The following is a 19,316-nucleotide window of genomic DNA, read 5'->3' on the forward strand; positions in this document are numbered from 1 at the left end:
CCGTTCCTCAACGCATGAGCCCCCACTGGATTCCAGTGGGGGCTCATGTGCGTTCGGGATGGACGGCCGGAGTCAGACCTTTCCGGACTTCCTCTTGTCCAGGAAGCCCTTGATGCCTTCGATGAGGATGGGCAGAACCGAGACGAGGACGATCACGATGAAGATCAGGTCCAGGTTCTTGGAGACCCACGGCACGCGGTCACCGAGGATGTAGCCGAGCAGGGTGACGCCGCCGCCCCAGAGCACGCCGCCGATCACGTTGAACAGGAAGAACTTCTTACGGTCGTACTCCGCGACGCCCACGATCACCGGGACGAAGGTGCGGATGATGGGCACGAAGCGGGCCAGCACCAGCGCCTTGCCGCCGTGCTTCTCGAAGAAGACGTGGGCCTTCTCCACGTTCTCATGCTTGAACAGCCGGGACTCGGGTCGGTTGAAGAGTGCGGGGCCGGCCTTGCGGCCGATCAGGTAGCCGCACTGGTTGCCGATGATGGCGGAGATGATCACGAGGATGATCAGGGCCACGATGTTGAATTTGATGGTCCCGGTGGCCACGAGGAGGCCTGCGGTGAACAGCAGGGAGTCGCCCGGCAGGAAGAATCCCACCAGCAGACCGGTCTCCGCGAAGACGATGCCGCAGACCAGCAGGACCACCCACGGTGCCAGGGCCGGATCGGCCAGGAAGATCTGCGGGTTCAGCCAGTCCGGCAGGAACGAAGCGGTCGGTACGGGTACACGCGCCATGGCGTGCAGGGTATCGGCGGCAAAAGAGGCATCAATCACCGTCCCAGACTACGGGTCTCCACTGGGGTTTCGCTGGACGTTCCCTCCACGGGCTTGCGTGACGGCTTCGGTGGTTCTATGGTTAGTTACATGAGTAATGAACCAGTGTGGTTGGGAGGTGTGCGGTGATCGACGACTCCGGCCCGATCTTTCTTCAGATCGCGGCTCTGATCGAGAACGACATCGTCTCGGGTGCTCTTCCGGAGGAATCCCAGGTGCCCTCGACCAACGAGTTCGCCCAGTACTACCGCATCAATCCGGCCACGGCTGCCAAAGGAGTGAACACCTTGGTGGAAGAAGGAATCCTGTACAAGCGTCGCGGCATCGGCATGTTCGTCACCGCCGGCGCCCGGGACAAGCTGCTCGGCCGCCGCCGTGAGCACTTCAAGTCGCAGTTCGTGGAGCCACTCTGCCTCGAGGCCGGAAAGCTGGGCATCGCCCGCGCCGAACTCCTGGCGATGCTGGCCTCGGCGCTGGACGAGGGCGCCGCGGACGAGCAGCACGCGAGCACTCAGGGGAAGGCAACGTCATGAACGAACAGGCAGTCGTGAACCACCAGCCGGTGGTCCAGGTGCAAGGCCTCAGCCGGAAGTACAAGGACGTCACCGCGCTGGACGAGGTGAACCTGGAATTCCGCCAGGACAGGATCTACGGCCTGCTGGGCCGCAACGGGGCGGGGAAGACCACCCTGATGTCGATCCTCACCGCTCAGGGCTTCCCGAGCAGCGGCACCGTCCGCGTGTTCGGCGAGGACCCGTATGAGAACGAGCGGGTCCTGCGCCGGATCTGCTTCATCCGGGAGTCGCAGAAATACCCGGATGACTTCACCCCGGCTCAGGCGTTCCAGGCCGCATCCCTGTTCTTCGCCGACTGGGACCAGGCTTTCGCCGAGCGGCTGGCGGAGGACTTCCAGCTGCCGCTCAAGCGACGGATCAAAAAGCTGTCCCGTGGCCAGCTCTCCGCCGTCGGGATCGTGATCGGCCTGGCCAGCCGCGCGGAACTGACCTTCTTCGATGAGCCGTACCTCGGCCTGGACGCCGTGGCACGCCACCTGTTCTACGACCACCTGGTCAAGGACTTCGCCGAGCATCCCCGCACGGTGGTGCTCTCCTCCCACCTGATCGACGAGGTGGCGAATCTCCTGGAGCACATCGTGGTCATCGACAAGGGCCGCATCATCATGGACGACGAGGCGGAGGAGATCCGCGGTTCGGCGGTCAGTGTGGCCGGACCTGCCGACGTGGTGGCCCCCTTCATCGACGGCTATCCCGTCCTCTTCGAGGAGCGGCTGCTCAACACCGTCTCCGTCTCCATCGCCGGGCGGCTCAGCCCCGCGCAACGCCGGGAAGCCGCCGAACTGGGACTCGCGATCGGGCAGGTCTCGCTCCAGCAACTGGTGGTCCATGCCTCCCTGTCCGCCCAGGGCGCGGAGAGCTCATTGAACGACGCCGCCCGTCCCGGTCGCGGCGCGGACAGCAAGGAGGTGACCCGGTGAACAGGGTCCTCGCGGTGAGCCGCATGCAGCTGATCAACAAGTGGACGTTCCTGGGAATCCCGGCCGTCATCCTCGGTGGGGCGTTCGCCCTGTGCCTGGCGCTCTACGCCATCATCCCCACGGGCCCGAAGTACAGCGGCGGTGCTCCGTTCGCTCCGCTCTGGTACTTCTTCGCCCTCGGAATCCAGAGCCTCACGCTGACGTTCCCGTTCTCGCTGGGCATGAGCGTGACGCGCAGGGCGTACTTCCTGGGCACCTACGTGACGTTCTCCGCCGTCGCGCTCGGCATGGCCGTGATCTACGGGATCGGCACCCAGGTGGAGCTCGCGACGCACGGCTGGGGGATGGACGGGTATTTCTTCCGTGTCCCGTATCTCTTCGACGGCCCGTGGTGGCAGAGCATGATCGTGTCCTTCGTCATCACCCTGTTCTTCTTCACCCTGGGGTTCTGGGGCGCCACGCTGTACAAGCGCTGGGGCGTCACGGGAGTCCTCGTGGTGAGCATCGGCCTGGCTCTGCTGGTGGTGGCCGCGATCTTCGTCATCACGCTCGGTGGTTTCTGGGGCACGGTGGGGGACTTCCTGGTCCGGATCTCCGTCCTGGGTCTGTCCGGCATCCTCGCCCTCCTGGCGGTGGCGATGGGACTGGGAGCGTTCCTCACCATCCGCCGCGCCGTGCCCTGACCGGTCGGCGGCACCCCTCCCGGACCTTCCGGCGGGGCCGGATGCCCGGCCCCGCCGGAAGGCGTAGGCTTGAACGGTGCCCCTGGATTTCACCGCGATCGACTTCGAGACCGCGAACGGATTCTGGGGCTCTCCGTGTGCCCTGGGCATGACGCGTGTCCGTGACGGACTGGTGGTGGAGGAGGACTGTTTCCTCATCCGGCCTCCCGCGGGCCACGATCATTTCGATCCCCGCAACATCGCGATCCACGGGATCCACCCGCATGAAGTGGCGGGGGAGCCACGGTTCCTGGAGCTGTTCCCCCGGATCCAGGAATTCCTCGGCGACGACGTGGTGGTGGCGCACAACGCCGCCTTCGACCTCGGCGTGATCGAATCCGCGCTGAGGGTCTCGGGGGAGCGGGCCCCGCGCTATCGCTACGCCTGCACGGTGGTGCTGTCCCGGCGCTGCTACAGCCTGCCGTCCAACTCGCTGCCCTTCGCCGCCCATCAGGCCGGTGTCCCACTGATCAATCATCACGACCCCGCCGAGGACGCCCGCGCCTGCGCCGGGATCCTGGTCGACATCGCCAGGCGTCAGGGCGCCGGCTCCATCGAGGAGCTCTACCGGACTCTCGGCATGACGGTGCCCCAGACCTCAGGCGTGCCCACCCGCTGACCGGGCGGGTCTGCTGCCCGGAGTCCGGTTACTCGGAGACCAGCCGGGCGAGTTCGTCCGCGATGTGCTCCACCACGTCCAGCCCCGTGACGCTCCGCAGCCAGGCCCCCGGAAGTGCCTCCTCGCCGTACAGCACGCCGAGGATGTTACCGGTCAGGGACGCCGTGGAATCGGAGTCCCCATCGTGGTTGACCGCCAGCGCGACGGCCGAGCGGAAGTGCCGCTCGGCCGGCGCCGCGGCGGCGCGGCCGTCCGCCGTCGCCCCCTCCGTGTCCTGTCCGGTCGTCTGGGTGGCCAGCGCGGCGTACAGCGCGATGGCGAGAGCCTCCTCGGCCACCCAGCCCTCACCGAGCTCGGCGCACAGTTCCTCGGGGGAGAGCCGGCGGCCCTCCCCGGCAAGCTCCACCGCCCGGGAGACCCGGAGTCTGAGGGCGGGGTCGATGGTGGGATCCTCGTCGAGGCGCCGGACCAGAGCTGAGGCGGCGCCGTCGAGCGTGGCCCCGAGGAGCAGCTCGTGGATGAGGAGCGAGAACTGCGCGGCGGACTGCCGGGCGGAAGGGTGCCCGTGAGTCAGGGAAGCGGCGTCGGCGCTCAGCCGGAGCACGGCGGCGGGCTCGAGCTGGGGGACCAGACCGAACGGCGCTGACCGCATCACCGTGCCGCAGCCTTTGCTGTCCGGGTTCACGGGGCGGGCAGCGGTGCCCATCTCGCCGCTTGAGAGCCCCGTGAGACACGCGTTGCCGGGGTGGCGCTGGTGGTGCAGGATTTCCTGGGCGTCGATCCACCGCGGCTGGGGATGCGGGGCCGAATCCGGCAGGGCGACCCCCTGGGTCTGCAGCCACCGGAGGTAGGCCAGCCACACGCACGCCACCTCATCGGCGCCCACCCCGTCGCGGGCCCAGGCGAGCACGTCCGCGAGGCCGTCCGCGCTGTACAGGGTCATCTGGGTGTCATCGGAGAAGTCCACGGGTCCGCTCAGCTGTTCGAAGCCCTGCAGCCCGGCCGCGCCGAAGCGCTCGCGGATGACGGGGACACGGTCGAATTCGACCACATAGCCGAGAGCGTCTCCCAGGGCCCCGCCCAGGAGTGTGCCACGGATCTTCGATGCGATTGCCATGGTGCCAATCTATCGTCCCGCGCAGGTGCCGGGCGCACGTCCCGGCACCTGGACCAGCTGGCGCCGGGCATCGCCCCCGCGCTCCTTCGTGTCGTCCTGTGCGTGGTGCTGGCTCTCATCGGCGCGGGGCTGGCCGGGATGGCGTACCGGCGCTGGGCCCAGGCGGAGGACGCCATGCGTCAGGGCCGCGAACTGCCGTTCTCCTGGATCCTCCTGGTGATGAGCGTGGTGGTGGTGCTGGCCGCGATGGTGCTGGCCGTTCTGATCGTGGTGCGGCACTGAGCGTGGAGAATCCCGAACGGGATCCCGGGCTGCAGCCGCAGCGCACGGCGCTCGCGTGGCGCCGCACCCTGCTCTCCCTGCTGGTGGTGGACTTCTTCATCCTGCGGTCCTGGCTGTTCCCCCGGGCCGACGGCAGCGGACCCGTGACGCTGGTGAACGGCGTCGCCGTGGCAGCCGCGGCCGTGGCGACCGTGGTGGTGTGCGCCTTCGCGGTCCTGCGTGTCCGTCACCTGCGCGACGGCGAGGGCGCGCCCCGGGCGCTGGCCATCGCCGGGAGTTCGGCCGCAGTGTGCCTGCTGGCCTGCTGCGCCGTGGCCGTCATGCTGGTGCGCTGACCCGGGCACTAGCGTCCAGTGCCTGCCCCGGACTTCGCAGAGCTCAGCCCGGGGACCCCTGGCACTAGACTTAGGGCTACAGGGGGCTCCCAGGCAGTGATGCCATGGTGAGGGGGCCCGCGTGGCCGGAACCTTGCCGCGCATCACATCAAGCTGATATTCGAAGGACAGGACATTCATGACTTCCGTCGACGCTGAGCGCGCCGAAACGGCCATCCGTACGATCCCCGGAAGCGGACAGAAGCCGGCACATGGCCTGCTGCTGCGCGCAGGGGCCGAGGTTCTGGGCACCTTCCTGGTGGTCCTGGCAGGCGCAGGCGTGGTGATGTTCACCAACACCTCACTCGCCCTGTTCCCGGGTCCCATCGCCACCGGTCTGGCGACCATCGCGGCCATGTATGCTCTGGGCCGTGTCAGCGGAGGGCATTTCAACCCGGTCCTGACGCTGGCCTCCGCTGTCGCCGGACGCTCGGCCTGGCGTGACGCGATCGTCTACCTGCTCGCGCAGCTGGTCGGCGCCCTCGGCGCGGCGCTGGCGCTCGCCGCCGTGCTCCGCAACATCCCGGGCATCAAGGTGGACAGCTCCTTCCGCTTCGTCGCCGCGGGCTACGCCGAGCATTCGCCCTTCTCGGTGCAGCTGCCCGGTGTACTTCTGGTCGAGATCGTCGGCGCCGCGGTGCTGGCCGCCGTGTACCTGGCCGCGAGCAAGGACGGCAAGAACCGCAACATCCCTGCCGCCGCCGTCTCGGTGGGTCTCGCTCTGGCCGTCCTGGGACAGTTCGCCCAGGGGCTGTCCAACAGCCAGTTCAACCCGGTGCGCTCTCTGGCCACCGCCATCTTCGCCGAGCCGTGGGCGCTCCAGCAGCAGTGGCTGTTCTGGGTCGCTCCGCTCGCAGGCGCCCTGCTGACCGGCATGGTGGTCCGTCTCATCACCGTCACGGGGGCTGACCTTGCCGCGGCCGAGGAGACCCGCGCGGCGGAAGCGAGCCTTCCGGCGGAGGCTGACGCCGTCGTCGTGCAGGAGACCGTGGTTGCGGAGGCTCCCCAGGAGCAGCCGGAGGACGACCGCGCCGCCGCCGAGCATGAGGAGGCCCGGGACTTCTTCGACAAGAAGTAGCCCGGAGCGCCGCCGTTGGAGGCCGCCGACCGTGWGGTCGGCGGCCTCTCGCGTTCCCGGAGTCAGCCGTTCCCGGCGGTTCGCGGCGCGTGCCGCAAGACCAGGTCCTGGGCGAGCTGACGGACACGGATGCGGGCCTCCTCGGGGGAGAGGACCTCGACGTGGTCCCCGAACTGCAGCAACTGACGCACCCCTTCGAGGTCCGGGTAGCGGACGACGGCGGTGCACCAGCCGTCCTCAGCGGTGGAGACCGTCTGGATCCGGGTGCCGAGAATCCGGTGGGCGAGATCGAGGCGGCTCGCGCGCAGACGCACCGTGACGCTCACCCGTCCGGGCGACTCGGTGCGATCTTTCAACGCCGTCCAGACCGTCCGCAGCGTCTCGCCGTCGCGCAGGACCGCCTGTGCCTCAAGCAGCTGGAAGCCGGAGAGCCGCTCCAGGGCGAACAGACGACCCTCGCCGTCGGCGTCCGCGACCAGATACCAGCGCCCGGACTTCGCGACGAGCCCGTAAGGATCCAGCTCCCGCCAGGACGGCAGCGACTCCGCGTTGCGCCGGTACTCGATCCGCATCCGGCGCCGCTCACGGAGAGCCCAGGCGAGGTCCGCGACGTCGACCCCCGGATCCTGGCCCGCGAACCAGGCCGTGCTCTCGACGTGGACCAGATCAGCCAGGCGGACCATGGTCCGCGCATCGGGGCCCGTGGCGACCCGGGCGGCGATCTTGCGCGCGGCGGCTTGGTGCACGGCGGAGAGCCCCAGCTTCTCGAGCTGCCCGGCGTCCAGGCCGGTGACCGAGAGCGACTCCAGCTCGGCCGGGTCCAGATGTGAGGCGTTCAGCCGGGCGTCGGACAACAGGACGATGCCGCCTGCCCGCCCGCGCTCCGCGTACACCGGGACACCCGCCGCGGACAGCGCTTCGACGTCCCGCAGGATGGTCCGGCGTGAGACCTCAAGGCGTTCCGCGAGCTCCGCGGTGGTCACCCGCTGGCGGATCTGGAGGAGAAGCAGCAGGTGCAGCAGCCGTGAAGCCTTCATGGGAACCCATCCTCCCAGAAAAGGTGACACCGGTTGTCGTGATTCCCTGATCGGCTGGTCGGGTACTGATCACCACTCATCGGAGGAGTTCCCATGTCCGCGCCGAATCTGTTTCTGTTCTATGTCAGTGACGCCGAGGCCTCGACCGCATTCTACAGCGATCTGTTCGAGATCACGCCTGCGTTCACCAGCCCCCGCTACATCGCCTTCGAGGCGGCGCCGGGCGTGCTGTTCGCCCTGTGGACCGGCCGCAGCGAACAGGCCGTCCCGGGGACACCGCGCACGAGCGAGATCGGCCTCATGGTGCCGGGTTCGGCGTCCGCCGTGGACGCGCTCTTCGCCCGCTGGGTGGCGAAAGGCGTCACCGTGCTGGACGAACCGCACGACGACGTCTTCGGCCGCACCTTCGTGGTCGCGGACCCTGACGGCAACCTCATCCGTGTGTCGCCGGTCGACTGACCGGGTGAGCCCTGCGTGAACAGACGTGCACTGCCTGACCATGTGAGCCGTGCCCCGGCCCGGAGCGGCCTCGCTACTCCAGCGTGGGCTGTTCCGGGGCGGCCGCCGGACGGGACAGTTCGGCGAACTTGGCCGCCATGGTGGGGTTGCCCCGCGTGAGCTTCTTGATGGTCACGTCCTGAGCCTTGTCATTGGCGAGGCGCAGATTCCGCTCGGAACCGAGCAGCGATTCCTTGACCTTCTGCAATTGGGCGATCGACTTGTCGATCTGGTCGATCGCCTCGTGGAAGCGGCGCGACGCCAGATCGTAGTTCTTGCCGAAGCGGGACTTGAAGTCCTCGAGCTGGTCCTCGAAGTCCGTGATGTCGATGTTCTGCGCCCGGACGAGTTCCAGTTCCGTCTTGTATTTCAGCGAGTTCAGCGAGGCGTTGCGCAGCAGGGTGATGATCGGGATGAAGAACTGGGGACGGACCACGTACATCTTCGGGTAGCGGTGGGACACGTCCACGATCCCGCTGTTGTAGAGCTCGCTGTCCGCCTCGAGAAGGCTGACCAGAACACCGTACTCGCACCCCTTCTCGGCACGGTCCCGGTCGAGTTCCTTCAGGAAGTCCTCGTTCCGGTGCTTGGTGGCCGTGCCGTCGCTTTCGTTCTTCATCTCGAACATGATGGAGACGATCTCGGTGCCGTTCTCATCGCTGTCGCGGAAGATGTAGTCACCCTTGCTGCCTGTGCGGGCGTCGTTGTCCTTCTCGAAGTACGCGCGCGGGAACGCGGTGGCCCGCAGGCGGTTGAACTCGGTCTCGCAGTGCTGTTCCAGGGTCTCGCCGACCATCTTGGTCGACAGCCTGGCCTTCATGTCCCGCAGGCGCTCGATGGCGTCGTCGCGGTCCTTCAGCTGCGTCTCGTACTTGTCCTTGAGCGCCTGCTCCGCGAGCTTCTTCTCCAGGGCCGCTCGGTCCAGTTCGTTCTTGAGAGCGTCACGGTCCTTCTCCACGGTCCCCACCGCCTCGGCGATCGCGAGCTTCCGGGCGGTCTCGCCGGCGTCGAGCTTCGCCTTGAGGTTCTGGATCTCGGCGTCCTTCGCGGCCGCGGCGGCCTGCAGTTCGCTGCGGAGCTTCGCCTCGAGCAGCTTGGTGGCGGTCTGCTGCTCACGCCGCGCCTGCTGGAGTTCACCCTGGAGGGCGTCCCGCTCCTTCTCCAGACCGCCGAGCGCCTCCGCCACGGCGAGCTTCCGCGCGGTCTCCTCGGCATCGAGCCGGGCCTTCAGATCCTGGATCTCGGTGTCCTTGGCGGTGGCGGACTTCTGCAGTTCCTGGGCCATCCGGGATTCGGCGAGCTCGACGGCGGCGGCCTTCTCCTTCTCGGCCAGCTCCAGGCGCTGGTGCAGCTGATCCTCGAACTCGCGGTCCCGGACCTGCCGGACGATCTCGGCATATCCCGCCTCATCGATCGTGAAGGCTTTCCCGCAATGGGGGCAAACCACCTCGTGCATGTCCACGCTCCTTCCGCATCGCCGGGATCCGTCCCGCAGCCCCCAGCCTATAGCGAAGGAGGCGTCTCCCCGACGCGGTGCGTGGGCGGGAACCCCGGTATACTGGAGGGAGTACACAGGGTTGGGCGCATCGGGTGGCAGGGACGGTGCGCACTGCGTTTGCAGTATCACCTTTCAGGAGTCCTGCGCATGACAGCACCCTCCCGTACCTCCGAAGACCGCCCGTCCGTGGCGGCATCCCCGGTCTCCGCCTGGGAGCGCATCGTCGGCATGTTCCGGCAGTACGCGCAGCTCCCGCGCCTCAGCGGTGGCTGGTACATCTTCCTCACCATGCTGGCCCGCCTTCCGCTGGCCATGCTCACCATCGGCACCATGAGCCTCGTCACCGCGGTCACGCATTCGTATGCCTCGGCCGGGCTCGCCGCCGGAGCCGTCGGCATCGGCTCCGCGGTCGGAGCGCCGCTCGTGGGAATGCTCGCGGACCGGCTGGGGCAGCGCCCGGTCCTCCTGGGCTACGCCGCAGCCAATGTGGTCTCTCTCGGTTTGTTGCTGGGAGCGTGCCTGGCGTCGCAGGAGCCCTCCGTGCCCTGGATCGTCGCCGCGGCCTTCGCCGGGGGCTTCACCTCGCCGCAGGTGGGACCGCTGTCGAGGGTACGGTGGCTGGCGCTGATCGGGCGGAAGCGCGGCTCGCGGGCCGGGATGAACGACGTCGCCATGTCCTTCGAGGGCACCACGGACGAGCTCACGTTCGTGCTCGGCCCCGCGCTGGTGGGAGCCCTGGCGGCGTTCCTGGCGCCCTGGCTGCCTCTGGCGCTCGCGGCGCTCCTCACCCTGGTGCTGGTCCCGCTCTTCGCCGTTCATCCGAGCGTCGCCGCGGCGCAGGGCTCACGCAACGCGCCCTCCGGGACGACGACGGCGGACACCCCCGGCGGCGCGGGCCGCTTGCGTCTGGCCATGATCGTCGTCGCCGTGCTCGCGATGGTCTGCATGGGGACCTTCTTCGGCGGCACGCAGGCCGCCCTGAGCGCCTTCGCGGGCGAGTTCGGGAATCCGGAGCTGGCAGGCCTGCTCTACTCCGCCATGGGACTCAGTTCCGCGGTCATGGCCTTGTCCATCGCGGCCTGGCCCGAACGGTTCCGGCAGGGGGCGCGGTGGGTGTTCAGCGCCCTCCTGCTCACGGTGGGCAGTGCGCTGCTCCTGCTGCCCCTGAATCTCGGCGGCATCATTCCGGTGCTGCTCCTGCTGGGCGTCGCGGTGGGACCGCTCATGGTGACGGTTTTCGCGATCGGCGCCCAGGTGGCCCCGGCGGCCCGCATGTCCACGGTGATGACGGCCCTGTCGAGCGGGATCGTGGCCGGGACCGCCCTGGGCTACGCCGTGGCCGGTGCCGCGGCGCAGGCCGGCGGTTCGCATCCGGCTTTCCTGGTCTCCGGTTCGGCGGCCCTGTTGCTCATGCTTTTCGGGCTCGTGGCCGGGCGCATCCTCAAGGCGCTGTCCCGTTGAGTGCTGTTTCCCCGTTGAGTGCTCAGCAGTGGCGGGTCCCGCGCGTCGGAACCCGCACCTCCTGAGCACTCACCTCAGGGCGTGCGGGTCTCAGCGGCCCAGGAACTCCAGCGCCGCTTCCTTGAAGACCCGGCTGGTGACGGCGTTCGTGTGATTCCGCCCCGGGATGAGGAGCGTTTCGGCATGACCAGCCGCCGCCTCCACCAGCGCGGCGAGAGTGGGGAGTGACGCCGCGCGGGGATCCTCCGAGCCTGCGGCGAGGAGGATGTCCTGACGGGGCACGGCATCCTCAGGATCGAACGGCTCCACCTTGGCCGCCTCGATCAGGGTCAGGAACGCGAAGATGTTGTTGCTCGGCACCAGCTGCGCCATGGTGAGCAGCGCCGCGGTGGATTCATCCGCGATCGGGGTGCCGTCCGCCAAGTGGCGCTGCGCCGCGACGACGTCGAACTCCGCCAGTGGATCGTTGTGGCTCGGTCCGCCGAGCACCGCGCGCCGGACGAGTCCGCGCTGCGTTCCGGCGATCTCCCAGCCGATGCGCCCGCCCAGGGAGTAGCCCACCACGTCGAGGCCGCTGCCCGCGTCGCCGTCACGCAGGGGCCGGACCCCGACGTCGGTCACGGCCTGCAGGAGGTCGGCGCGGATCTTGCCGGGGGAGTAGGAGTCCATGTCGGCGGGTGCCGCGCTGTGCCCATGACCGGGGAGGTCCACGGCGATGGCCCAGCGGCCGGCCTTCACGAGGTCCCGGACCCAGCCGCTCTGGACCCAGTTGAGTTCGATGCTGGAGGAGAAGCCGTGCACCAGCAGGATGGGCGGCAGCCCGGCGTCGGAGTCGCCGCGGAACACCTCGACGTTGAGCCCGGGATCGCTTCCCTCCACGGTGTGCGGATGGTTCTGGCCTGCGTGCCGGGTCATGCTCGTCTCCTCTGCAGCCGTGTGTTTCAGCCGTTTGTCCCACTGTAACCGCAATGCGGCGGTCGGCTCAGGCTCTCCGGCCGGTTCGGGGAGATGGGGATGAGCTTGTGGTGTGAGAAGGAGTATCCTTAGTTATAGTCATAGTGACTTTAACTGAGGAGGTGAGTCGATGAGTGAATGGCACCCCGCCGGGAGCACCGTGCTTCCGAACGCGGCAGGCAACGTCTCGGAACGGCGCATCGCTCCACCGGGCCTGGCCATCTCCACGGTCATCTTCGCGCTCAAGCCCAGCGAGACGTCCGGCCGTCCCACTCTCTGGCTGCCCCTGGTCCGGCGGATCCGGGAGCCTTTCAAGGGACAGTGGGCGCTGCCGGGCGGCCCTCTCCGGCATGACGAATCGCTTCCCGAAGCCGCCTCCCGCAACCTCCTCGACACCACGGGCCTGGCCCCTCGCTACCTGGAACAGCTGTACGCCTTCGGCGGCCTGCACCGTTCGCCGGCACAGCGCGTGGTGAGCATCGTCTACTGGGCCCTGGTCCAGCCTGAGGAGGCCGAGCTGCCCGGGGAGGAGGACAACGTGCGCTGGTTCCGGGCGGACCGGGTCACGGACCTGGCGTTCGACCACCAGGAGATCGTGGACTACGCCCTCTGGCGGCTCCGCAACAAGATGGAATACGCCTCGATCGCGTTCCACCTCCTCGGTGAGTACTTCACCCTGGCCCAGTTGCGCGAGGTCTACGAAGCCGTCCTGGACAAGCCGCTGGACCCGGCCAATTTCCGCCGGCACGTGAAGAACGCCGTCGGCATCGAGCCCAGCGATCATTACCTCCAGGGCGGCAAGCACCGGCCCCCGCGCCTTTACCGCTACACCGGCCCCGCGCCGTCGAGCACTCCCCAGAAAGCACCGAACACAGCAAGGACTCCCTCATGAGCAGTGTCAACGCCACCATTCAGCTCCTGACGCGCGAACAGGCCGAGAGCGCGGCCCAGTCCGGCGCGGCCGGTCAGAGCACGTGCAGCACCGAGCTCGCCAGTGGACCCTGGGAATACGACGCCGCGGAAGCCGCCCGGGGGATCCCGGCGTACGGACCCGGCGCCTCCAGCGCCGACGTCGCACCCGCCGCCACACCCCGGCAGGGTGAGATCCCCGCCGAGTACAAGCAGGCGAGCGACGCCGAACTGGACCGCCGGATCCTGGCGGCCAAGGAGACGCTCGGGGACCGCGCGGTCATCCTCGGTCACTTCTACCAGCGGGATGAAGTGGTCAAGTACGCGGACTTCGTGGGGGACTCCTTCCAGCTCGCGAACGCGGCCCTGACCAAGCCTGAAGCCGAAGCGATCATCTTCTGCGGCGTGCACTTCATGGCGGAGACGGCGGACATCCTCTCCACCGACCGCCAGTCCGTGATCCTGCCGAACCTCGCGGCCGGCTGCTCGATGGCCGACATGGCGGACATCGATTCCGTGCAGGAGTGCTGGGAGCAGCTCGAGGAGATCTACGGAACCGAGCCGGACGCCGACGGCAAGGTTCCCGTCATCCCCGTCACCTACATGAACTCCTCCGCGGCGCTCAAGGCGTTCTGCGGCGAGCACGGAGGGATCGTCTGCACCTCCTCCAACGCCGCCACGGTGCTCGAGTGGGCCTTCGAGCGCGGGCAGCGGGTCCTGTTCTTCCCGGACCAGCACCTGGGCCGCAACACCGCCAAGGCCATGGGCGTCCCGCTGGAGCACATGCCACTGTGGAACCCGCGCAAGGACCTGGGCGGCAACAGCGAGGCGACGCTGGAGGAAGCGGAGGTCATCCTCTGGCAGGGCTTCTGCTCGGTGCACAAGCGCTTCACGGTGGCCCAGATCGAGAAGGCGCGCGTGGACCACCCGGGTGTCACGGTGATCGTGCACCCGGAGTGCCCTATGGACGTGGTGGACGCCGCCGACTCCGCCGGGTCCACGGACCACATCCGTAAAGCCGTGGCCGCCGCCACCGAGCCCACCACCTTCGCCATCGGCACGGAGATCAACATGGTCAACCGTCTCGCGGCGGAGTACCCGCAGCACACCATCTTCTGCCTGGACCCGGTGATCTGCCCCTGCTCCACCATGTACCGCATCCACCCCGCCTACCTGGCCTGGGTGCTGGAGGAACTGGTGCAGGGACGCGTGGTGAACCAGATCGTGGTGGACGACGCCGTTCAGCAGGGCGCGCGTGTCGCCCTGGAACGGATGCTGGCGGCGCGGCCATGACACCCCGCCCGGTGGTGTCCTCGGACGCGCACGACGACGGCGCCTCGCGCCCCGGCGGCACGGGCACCGCGGCAGGGCTCGCCGTCGTCGGAGCCGGGATCGCGGGCCTCTACGCCACGCTGCTGGCCGCCGAAGCCGGGATCCCCGTGGTGCTCCTGACCCGGAGTGAGCTGGAGGCCAGCAACAGCTTCGCGGCCCAGGGCGGCATCTGCGCCGTGCTGGACGGGGACCGCCGCGCCCCCGGCGATTCGGTCGAGTCACACATCGAGGACACCCTGGCGGCCGGTGCCGGGCTGTGTGACCCGGAAGCGGTCCGTGTGCTCTGCTCCGGCGCCGAGCTGGACGTGCGGAACCTGGAGCGCTTCGGGGTGCGGTTCGACGCGGACGCCGCGGGCAACCCGTCCCTCGGCCTCGAGGCGGCCCACTCCCACCCGCGGATCCTCCACGTGGGCGGCGACGCGACCGGGGCGGGGATCGTCCGCGCCCTGGTGTCCTCCGTGATCGCCCAGGTGCTGTCCGGGCGAGTGAGCCTCGTGGAGAACGCCTGGGTCACCGGGCTCCTCGATCAGGGTGACGGGTCCGTCCGCGGTGTCGTCTTCGAACGTGACGGGGTCCGGCACGAGCTGACGGCCGCCGCCGTGCTGCTGGCCACCGGAGGCGCCGGACGGCTCTACGCCCGCACCACCAACCCCGCCGGAGCGCTCGGTGAGGGAGTCGGCCTGGCGCTGGACGCCGGAGCCGTGGTTTCGGATGCCGAGTTCCTCCAGTTCCACCCCACCGCGCTGCGGCTGCCGGGCCGGCCGCAGGACGGCTGGCTGATCTCGGAGGCGGTCCGCGGAGAGGGCGCCCTGCTCGTGGACGAGGACGGGGTGCGCTTCATGCCGGACCACCATCCGCTGGCCGAGCTGGCGCCCCGCGACGTGGTGTCCCGGGCGGTCGCCGCGCACCTGGCCGCGCGTGGCACCCCCGAGGGAGCTGTGTACCTGGATGCCCGGCCGATCGTGGCGCGGGAGGGCCGCGGCTTCCTGGCACGCAGGTTCCCGAGCATCAGCGCAGCGCTGGCGCTCGCCGGCCTCGACTGGGAGCGGGAAGCCGTTCCGGTGGCTCCTGCCGCCCACTACTGGATGGGAGGCGTCGCCACCGACCTCTGGGGCAGGACCTCGGTGCCCGGTTTACGAGCCGTCGGCGAGGTCGCCTGCACCGGCGTGCACGGCGCGAACCGGCTCGCCTCGAACTCCCTGCTGGAAGGGCTCGTCTTCGCCCGGCGCACCATCGAGGCGCTGGTGGCCGAACGTGCGGGTGCCGCGTCTCCGTCCGATCCGGCTGCCCGGGAGCGTCCGGACGGCGCGATGCACTCGGACGGCGCGGTGCACTCGGCCGGCCAGTGGAACACGGTCGTGGCCCCGCTGCCCACCCCGATCGGCGAGCCGTCCCACGGGTCCTCCCTCGAAGCGCCCGGCCTGGAAGCGCTGCAGCACCTCATGACCGCCGACGCCGGGATGTCCCGCACCGCCGAGGGCCTGACCCGGGCCGCGGCCGTGCTGGACGACTGGCTCGCCGGGGAGAACAGCCCGGCGTTCCGGCACAGCCTCCTCGCCGCCCGGGCCCTCGTGGCGGGCGCGCTCGCGCGGGAGGTCGGCGTCGGCGCCCATTTCCGCGCGGACGCCCCGGCCGGGCGGTCCGTCGACCCCCGGCATCTCGGCTGGCGCGCCGAGCCGCGCCCCGCCGTCGTCCCCTCGCCTTCCGGAAGGATCCCCACCGCATGAACCAGACCTCGACCTCCGGATTCCTGGCTGCGCCGGATGACCGGTCCCTGGACCGGATCATCCTGGCCGCCCTGGAAGAGGACTCCGCCCACGGTGACCTGACCAGCGAGGCGTTCATCCCGGTCTCGGCGACCGCCCGGGCCGTGGTGCGCGCCCGCGTGCCCGGCGTGCTGAGTGGCGGCCCCGTGGCGCAGCGGGTGTTCGCGCTGGTCGATCCACGGGTGCGGGTGACCGCGCTGCTGGACGACGGCGAGGGCTTCGAGCCGGGCGCCGACCTGGCGCTGATCGAGGGCCCGGCCCGCTCGGTGCTGCTGGGTGAACGGATCGCCCTGAACCTGATGCAGCGCATGAGCGCGATCGCCACGGCCACCCACGCACTGGTGCAGGCCGTCGCGGGAATGTCGGCACGCGTGACGGACACCAGGAAGACGACGCCCGGCCTCCGCACCCTGGAACGGTACGCCGTGCGCTGCGGCGGCGGCTCCAACCACCGCTACAGTCTGTCGGACGCGGTCATGGTGAAGGACAACCACCTGGCCGTCCTGACCGGCGGAGACACCGGGAAGATCACGCAGGCGCTCCTGGAGGGCAAGACCCGGCTGGGGCACACCGTCCACGTGGAGGTCGAGGTGGACAGCCTGGACATGATCGAGCCGGTGCTCGCCGCCGGGGTGGACACCATCATGCTGGACAACTTCTCGCTCGAAGACCTGGCCGAAGGCGTGCGGCGAGTGGCCGGACGGGCGCTGGTGGAGGCGAGCGGCAATGTCCGGCTGGACACCATCGCCGCGATCGCCGCGACCGGCGTGGACGTCATCTCGTCCGGCGCGATCACGCACAGCGTCGCCAATCTGGACCTGGGCCTCGACATCGACATCCGCACCGAGGGCACGCCGTGATCTATCTGGATGCGGCCGCCACCACTCCGGTCCGCCCGGAAGTCCTGCAGGTCCTGTGGCCCGTTCTGGCCGGGACGTTTGGCAACCCGGCCAGTCACCACGAGGTGGGCGAGGGCGCCCGTGCGCTCCTGGAAGACGCGCGACGCCGGGTGGCCGCGGTGCTCGGCTGCCGTCCCGCCGAGGTGCTCTTCACCTCCGGTGGCACCGAAGCGGACAACGCGGCGCTCAAGGGCATCGCCCTGGCGCGCCGCGCCCGTGATCCACGGCTGGACCGTGTGCTGATCAGTACGATCGAGCATCCGGCCGTGGTCGAATCCGCGGAGTATCTGGCGAGGGTTCACGGATTCTCGGTGGACGTGGTTCCCGTGGACGGTCAGGGCGTGGTCCGGCCGGAGGCATTCGGCGCGTTGCTGGGCGAGCGAACGGCCGTGGCCAGTGTCATGTACGCGAACAACGAGGTGGGCACCATCCAGGACCTTCCGGCCCTGGCTGACCTCGCCCGGCAGGCAGGAGTCCCGCTGCACAGCGATGCCGTGCAGGCCGCCGGGGCCCTGTCCCTGGACGTACGCGGGCTGGGCGTCGCGGCGCTCTCCCTGGCCGGACACAAGGTGGGCGCCCCGAAAGGGAACGGCGTGCTGTTCCTGAAGGCCAGAACGCCGTTCGAAGCGCTCCTCCACGGTGGCGGCCAGCAGCGGGACCGGCGTTCCGGCACCGAGGACGTCGCGGGGGCGGTGGCCTTCGCGACCGCTCTGGAGCTCGCCGACGCCGAACGCCAGGCCGTCGAGGGGCTCCGCTCGCGCCGGGACCGGTTCATCCGTGCCGTGCAGGAGGCCGCTCCCGGCGCTATCCTCACGGGGCATCCCGTGGACCGGCTGCCGGGTTCTGCCTCGTTCTGCTTCCCCGGAGTGGCCGGTGAGACGGTCCTGCTCGAATTGGAGCGGCGGGGGATCGTCTGTTCGAGTGGTTCGGCGTGCGCCGCCGGCTCCAGCGAACCGTCCGCCGTCCTGACCGCGCTGGGCATTCCGGCGGATGTCGCGCTCACGGCCGTGCGGTTCAGTTTGCAGCACGACACGTCGGAGGAGGACCTGCTCACCACGGCGCGCGCGGTGGGGGAGATCCTCACCCGGCTCGCTCCGGGGACCGGAACTCTCTGACGCGTCAGGTCACGTGCCCGACTCGCGCGAAGCTCCGGGCTGGTCGTCAGGCGTTGCGGGCGCGGCGGAAGATCCATTGCCGGAACAGGGTGAATCGAACCACGGTGGCCAGGAATCCTGCCAGCGTGGTGGTCCACAGTTCCTCGGTGACGGTCGCCTCCGGCTGGATCCAGTGCAGGAGCACCAGACTGGACGCCGTGATCACCCAGGCGATGCCCATCACCAGGAGACCGCGGACGTGGTCCCGCGCGGCGCCATGGCTTCCCTGGATGCGGAACGTGGCCGCGCGATTGAGGGCGGTGTTGAGGATCGACGTGGACACGAGTGCCAGCGCGTTGGCCCATTGGGGTCCCACCGAAGGGCGCAGCAGCGCGTAGAGGCCGATCGACGCCGCCGTGCACAGGATGCCGACCACCGTGAAACGGCCGATTTGGCCCCAGAGGCGGGAGGGCGCCGTCGTCTGCGTGGAGCCGGACGCCGTGCCGGCGGATTCACCGGAAGCGGCGAGGCCGGTCGGCGTTTCTCCGCCGCGTCCCGTGGTGCCGATCGCCTCCGTGGTCCTGCTGCTCATGCCTTCAGTCTTTCATGGGCGCCTGTGTTCCGCCGGTGGGCTGCTGTGGGCCGGCTGTGAGGCGCAGCCGAGCGACGAGCAGTCCATCAATGGAAATGTTGGACATTTACGGGAATTTCCCTTGTGTTGACAGAATTTGTCAGAGATTCTGAAGGCGTCATGATCCCGCTCTTCAGCGCCGGGCTCCGGCGCCGGAAGGAGTTTGCGTGAAATCGTCATTCCTCGGACTTCGCAAGACCCTGACCCTCCTGGCGGCGCTGCTGACCGCCATCCTCGGCTCATCCCTCGGACTGCTCGGGGCGCCCGCCGCTCAGGCCGCCCCCACCTCCTGGTATCTGAACTACACGGGCCAGGCCCAGGAGCAGAGCAATTGGTGCTGGGCAGCCACGGGCGACAGTGTGGCCGACTACTTCGGCTACAAGCAGTACTCCCAGAATCAGTTCTGCAACATGGCGTTCGGCAATGCGTTGAATGCCGCCTGCCCCAACAACCAGGCGACGCTCGCCAATGACCAGAGAGCCTTCCGGACCATCGGCATCCCGGCGGGCACCTACATCTCGGGAACGGTCTCCTACGGGAAGGTCCAGAGCGAGATCGGTGCCAACCGACCGGTCATGACCCGCATCCAGTGGGCGTCCGGCGGTGGTCACATGATGACGCTGATCGGGTACGACGCCTCGGCGAGCACCGTTCAGTATCACGATCCGTGGCCGGACGATCAGCGCATCAACACCTCCACCTATGCCTGGTACACCAGCAACAGCCAGTTCACCTGGACACATTCTCTCTACGGAATCGGGGCTTGA

Annotated in this window: 20 protein-coding genes and 1 pseudogene; 15 read left to right on the plus strand and 6 right to left on the minus strand. The window is 69.1% G+C overall.

Features of this window, described 5'->3' with window-relative positions:
- Positions 1-72: 72 nt before the first annotated feature.
- Positions 73-744, minus strand: a complete 672-nt coding sequence (locus tag AB4Y75_RS04150; protein WP_441434610.1) for a DedA family protein — start codon at positions 742-744, stop codon at positions 73-75.
- Between the two features lie 164 nt (positions 745-908).
- On the opposite strand from AB4Y75_RS04150, the gene AB4Y75_RS04155 reads away from it, so the two are divergent.
- The 4 genes and pseudogenes from AB4Y75_RS04155 to AB4Y75_RS04170 all read left to right on the plus strand — a co-directional run.
- Entirely contained in the window at positions 909-1,316 is a 408-nt protein-coding gene (locus AB4Y75_RS04155) for a GntR family transcriptional regulator (protein ID WP_441434611.1), read from the plus strand.
- Positions 1,313-2,278, plus strand: a complete 966-nt coding sequence (locus AB4Y75_RS04160) for an ABC transporter ATP-binding protein (protein ID WP_441434612.1) — start codon at positions 1,313-1,315, stop codon at positions 2,276-2,278. Before AB4Y75_RS04155 ends, AB4Y75_RS04160 begins: the two co-directional genes overlap by 4 nt.
- Positions 2,275-2,961 carry a hypothetical protein gene (locus AB4Y75_RS04165; RefSeq protein WP_441434613.1) on the plus strand — a complete coding sequence of 229 codons (687 nt, stop codon included), beginning with the start codon at positions 2,275-2,277 and terminating at the stop codon, positions 2,959-2,961. The genes AB4Y75_RS04160 and AB4Y75_RS04165 overlap by 4 nt, the downstream gene beginning before the upstream one ends.
- A gap of 76 nt (positions 2,962-3,037) precedes the next feature.
- Positions 3,038-3,595, plus strand: a pseudogene (locus AB4Y75_RS04170) (3'-5' exonuclease); the annotation flags it as partial.
- Positions 3,596-3,647: 52 nt separating this feature from the next.
- On the opposite strand, the gene AB4Y75_RS04175 reads toward AB4Y75_RS04170, so the two are convergent.
- Complete coding sequence (locus AB4Y75_RS04175; RefSeq protein ID WP_441434614.1) at positions 3,648-4,736, minus strand: ADP-ribosylglycohydrolase family protein; 1,089 nt, start codon at positions 4,734-4,736, stop codon at positions 3,648-3,650.
- 102 nt (positions 4,737-4,838) lie between these two features.
- On the opposite strand from AB4Y75_RS04175, the gene AB4Y75_RS04180 reads away from it, so the two are divergent.
- From AB4Y75_RS04180 to AB4Y75_RS04190, 3 genes are all read left to right on the plus strand, one after another.
- The gene (locus tag AB4Y75_RS04180) at positions 4,839-5,018 is read left to right on the plus strand and encodes a hypothetical protein (RefSeq protein WP_441434615.1); all 180 of its coding nucleotides are present in this window, start codon (positions 4,839-4,841) and stop codon (positions 5,016-5,018) included.
- Between the two features lie 2 nt (positions 5,019-5,020).
- Complete coding sequence (locus AB4Y75_RS04185; protein ID WP_441434616.1) at positions 5,021-5,353, plus strand: DUF202 domain-containing protein; 333 nt, start codon at positions 5,021-5,023, stop codon at positions 5,351-5,353.
- Positions 5,354-5,531: 178 nt separating this feature from the next.
- Positions 5,532-6,470, plus strand: a complete 939-nt coding sequence (locus tag AB4Y75_RS04190) for an MIP/aquaporin family protein (protein ID WP_441434617.1) — start codon at positions 5,532-5,534, stop codon at positions 6,468-6,470.
- Positions 6,471-6,532: 62 nt separating this feature from the next.
- Here AB4Y75_RS04190 and AB4Y75_RS04195 read toward each other — a convergent pair whose 3' ends face one another.
- Entirely contained in the window at positions 6,533-7,507 is a 975-nt protein-coding gene (locus tag AB4Y75_RS04195; protein ID WP_441434618.1) for a helix-turn-helix transcriptional regulator, read from the minus strand.
- 93 nt (positions 7,508-7,600) lie between these two features.
- Here AB4Y75_RS04195 and AB4Y75_RS04200 point away from each other — a divergent pair, with 93 nt between their 5' ends.
- Positions 7,601-7,966, plus strand: a complete 366-nt coding sequence (locus AB4Y75_RS04200; RefSeq protein WP_441434619.1) for a VOC family protein — start codon at positions 7,601-7,603, stop codon at positions 7,964-7,966.
- Positions 7,967-8,039: 73 nt separating this feature from the next.
- Here the strand turns inward: AB4Y75_RS04200 and AB4Y75_RS04205 are convergent, their stop codons facing one another.
- Complete coding sequence (locus tag AB4Y75_RS04205) at positions 8,040-9,461, minus strand: DUF2130 domain-containing protein (RefSeq protein ID WP_441434620.1); 1,422 nt, start codon at positions 9,459-9,461, stop codon at positions 8,040-8,042.
- Between the two features lie 189 nt (positions 9,462-9,650).
- On the opposite strand from AB4Y75_RS04205, the gene AB4Y75_RS04210 reads away from it, so the two are divergent.
- The gene (locus tag AB4Y75_RS04210) at positions 9,651-10,964 is read left to right on the plus strand and encodes an MFS transporter (RefSeq protein WP_441434621.1); all 1,314 of its coding nucleotides are present in this window, start codon (positions 9,651-9,653) and stop codon (positions 10,962-10,964) included.
- A 90-nt stretch (positions 10,965-11,054) separates the two neighbouring features.
- Here the strand turns inward: AB4Y75_RS04210 and AB4Y75_RS04215 are convergent, their stop codons facing one another.
- Positions 11,055-11,879 (minus strand): alpha/beta fold hydrolase, encoded by an 825-nt coding sequence (locus AB4Y75_RS04215; RefSeq protein ID WP_441434622.1) that lies wholly within the window; start codon positions 11,877-11,879, stop codon positions 11,055-11,057.
- A gap of 169 nt (positions 11,880-12,048) precedes the next feature.
- Between AB4Y75_RS04215 and AB4Y75_RS04220 the strand changes: the two genes are divergently transcribed.
- The 5 genes from AB4Y75_RS04220 to AB4Y75_RS04240 are packed head-to-tail and all read left to right on the plus strand — an operon-like array spanning position 12,049 to position 17,939.
- The gene (locus tag AB4Y75_RS04220; protein ID WP_441434623.1) at positions 12,049-12,810 is read left to right on the plus strand and encodes an NUDIX hydrolase; all 762 of its coding nucleotides are present in this window, start codon (positions 12,049-12,051) and stop codon (positions 12,808-12,810) included.
- Positions 12,807-14,120 (plus strand): quinolinate synthase NadA, encoded by a 1,314-nt coding sequence (nadA, locus tag AB4Y75_RS04225; protein ID WP_441434624.1) that lies wholly within the window; start codon positions 12,807-12,809, stop codon positions 14,118-14,120. Before AB4Y75_RS04220 ends, nadA begins: the two co-directional genes overlap by 4 nt.
- On the plus strand, positions 14,117-15,886 hold the full coding sequence (locus AB4Y75_RS04230; RefSeq protein ID WP_441434625.1) for an L-aspartate oxidase: 1,770 nt from the start codon (positions 14,117-14,119) through the stop codon (positions 15,884-15,886). The genes nadA and AB4Y75_RS04230 overlap by 4 nt, the downstream gene beginning before the upstream one ends.
- Positions 15,883-16,785: a carboxylating nicotinate-nucleotide diphosphorylase gene (gene nadC, locus AB4Y75_RS04235; RefSeq protein ID WP_441434626.1), complete on the plus strand. Its 903-nt coding sequence runs from the start codon at positions 15,883-15,885 to the stop codon at positions 16,783-16,785. The genes AB4Y75_RS04230 and nadC overlap by 4 nt, the downstream gene beginning before the upstream one ends.
- Positions 16,782-17,939 (plus strand): cysteine desulfurase family protein, encoded by a 1,158-nt coding sequence (locus AB4Y75_RS04240; protein ID WP_441434627.1) that lies wholly within the window; start codon positions 16,782-16,784, stop codon positions 17,937-17,939. Before nadC ends, AB4Y75_RS04240 begins: the two co-directional genes overlap by 4 nt.
- Before the next feature lie 46 nt (positions 17,940-17,985).
- Here AB4Y75_RS04240 and AB4Y75_RS04245 read toward each other — a convergent pair whose 3' ends face one another.
- Positions 17,986-18,510: a GtrA family protein gene (locus tag AB4Y75_RS04245; protein WP_441434628.1), complete on the minus strand. Its 525-nt coding sequence runs from the start codon at positions 18,508-18,510 to the stop codon at positions 17,986-17,988.
- Between the two features lie 206 nt (positions 18,511-18,716).
- Here AB4Y75_RS04245 and AB4Y75_RS04250 point away from each other — a divergent pair, with 206 nt between their 5' ends.
- Positions 18,717-19,316 (plus strand): papain-like cysteine protease family protein, encoded by a 600-nt coding sequence (locus AB4Y75_RS04250; protein ID WP_441434629.1) that lies wholly within the window; start codon positions 18,717-18,719, stop codon positions 19,314-19,316.

The sequence above is a fragment of the Arthrobacter sp. RAF14 genome (genome assembly GCF_052114185.1).
GTDB lineage: Bacteria > Actinomycetota > Actinomycetes > Actinomycetales > Micrococcaceae > Arthrobacter_E.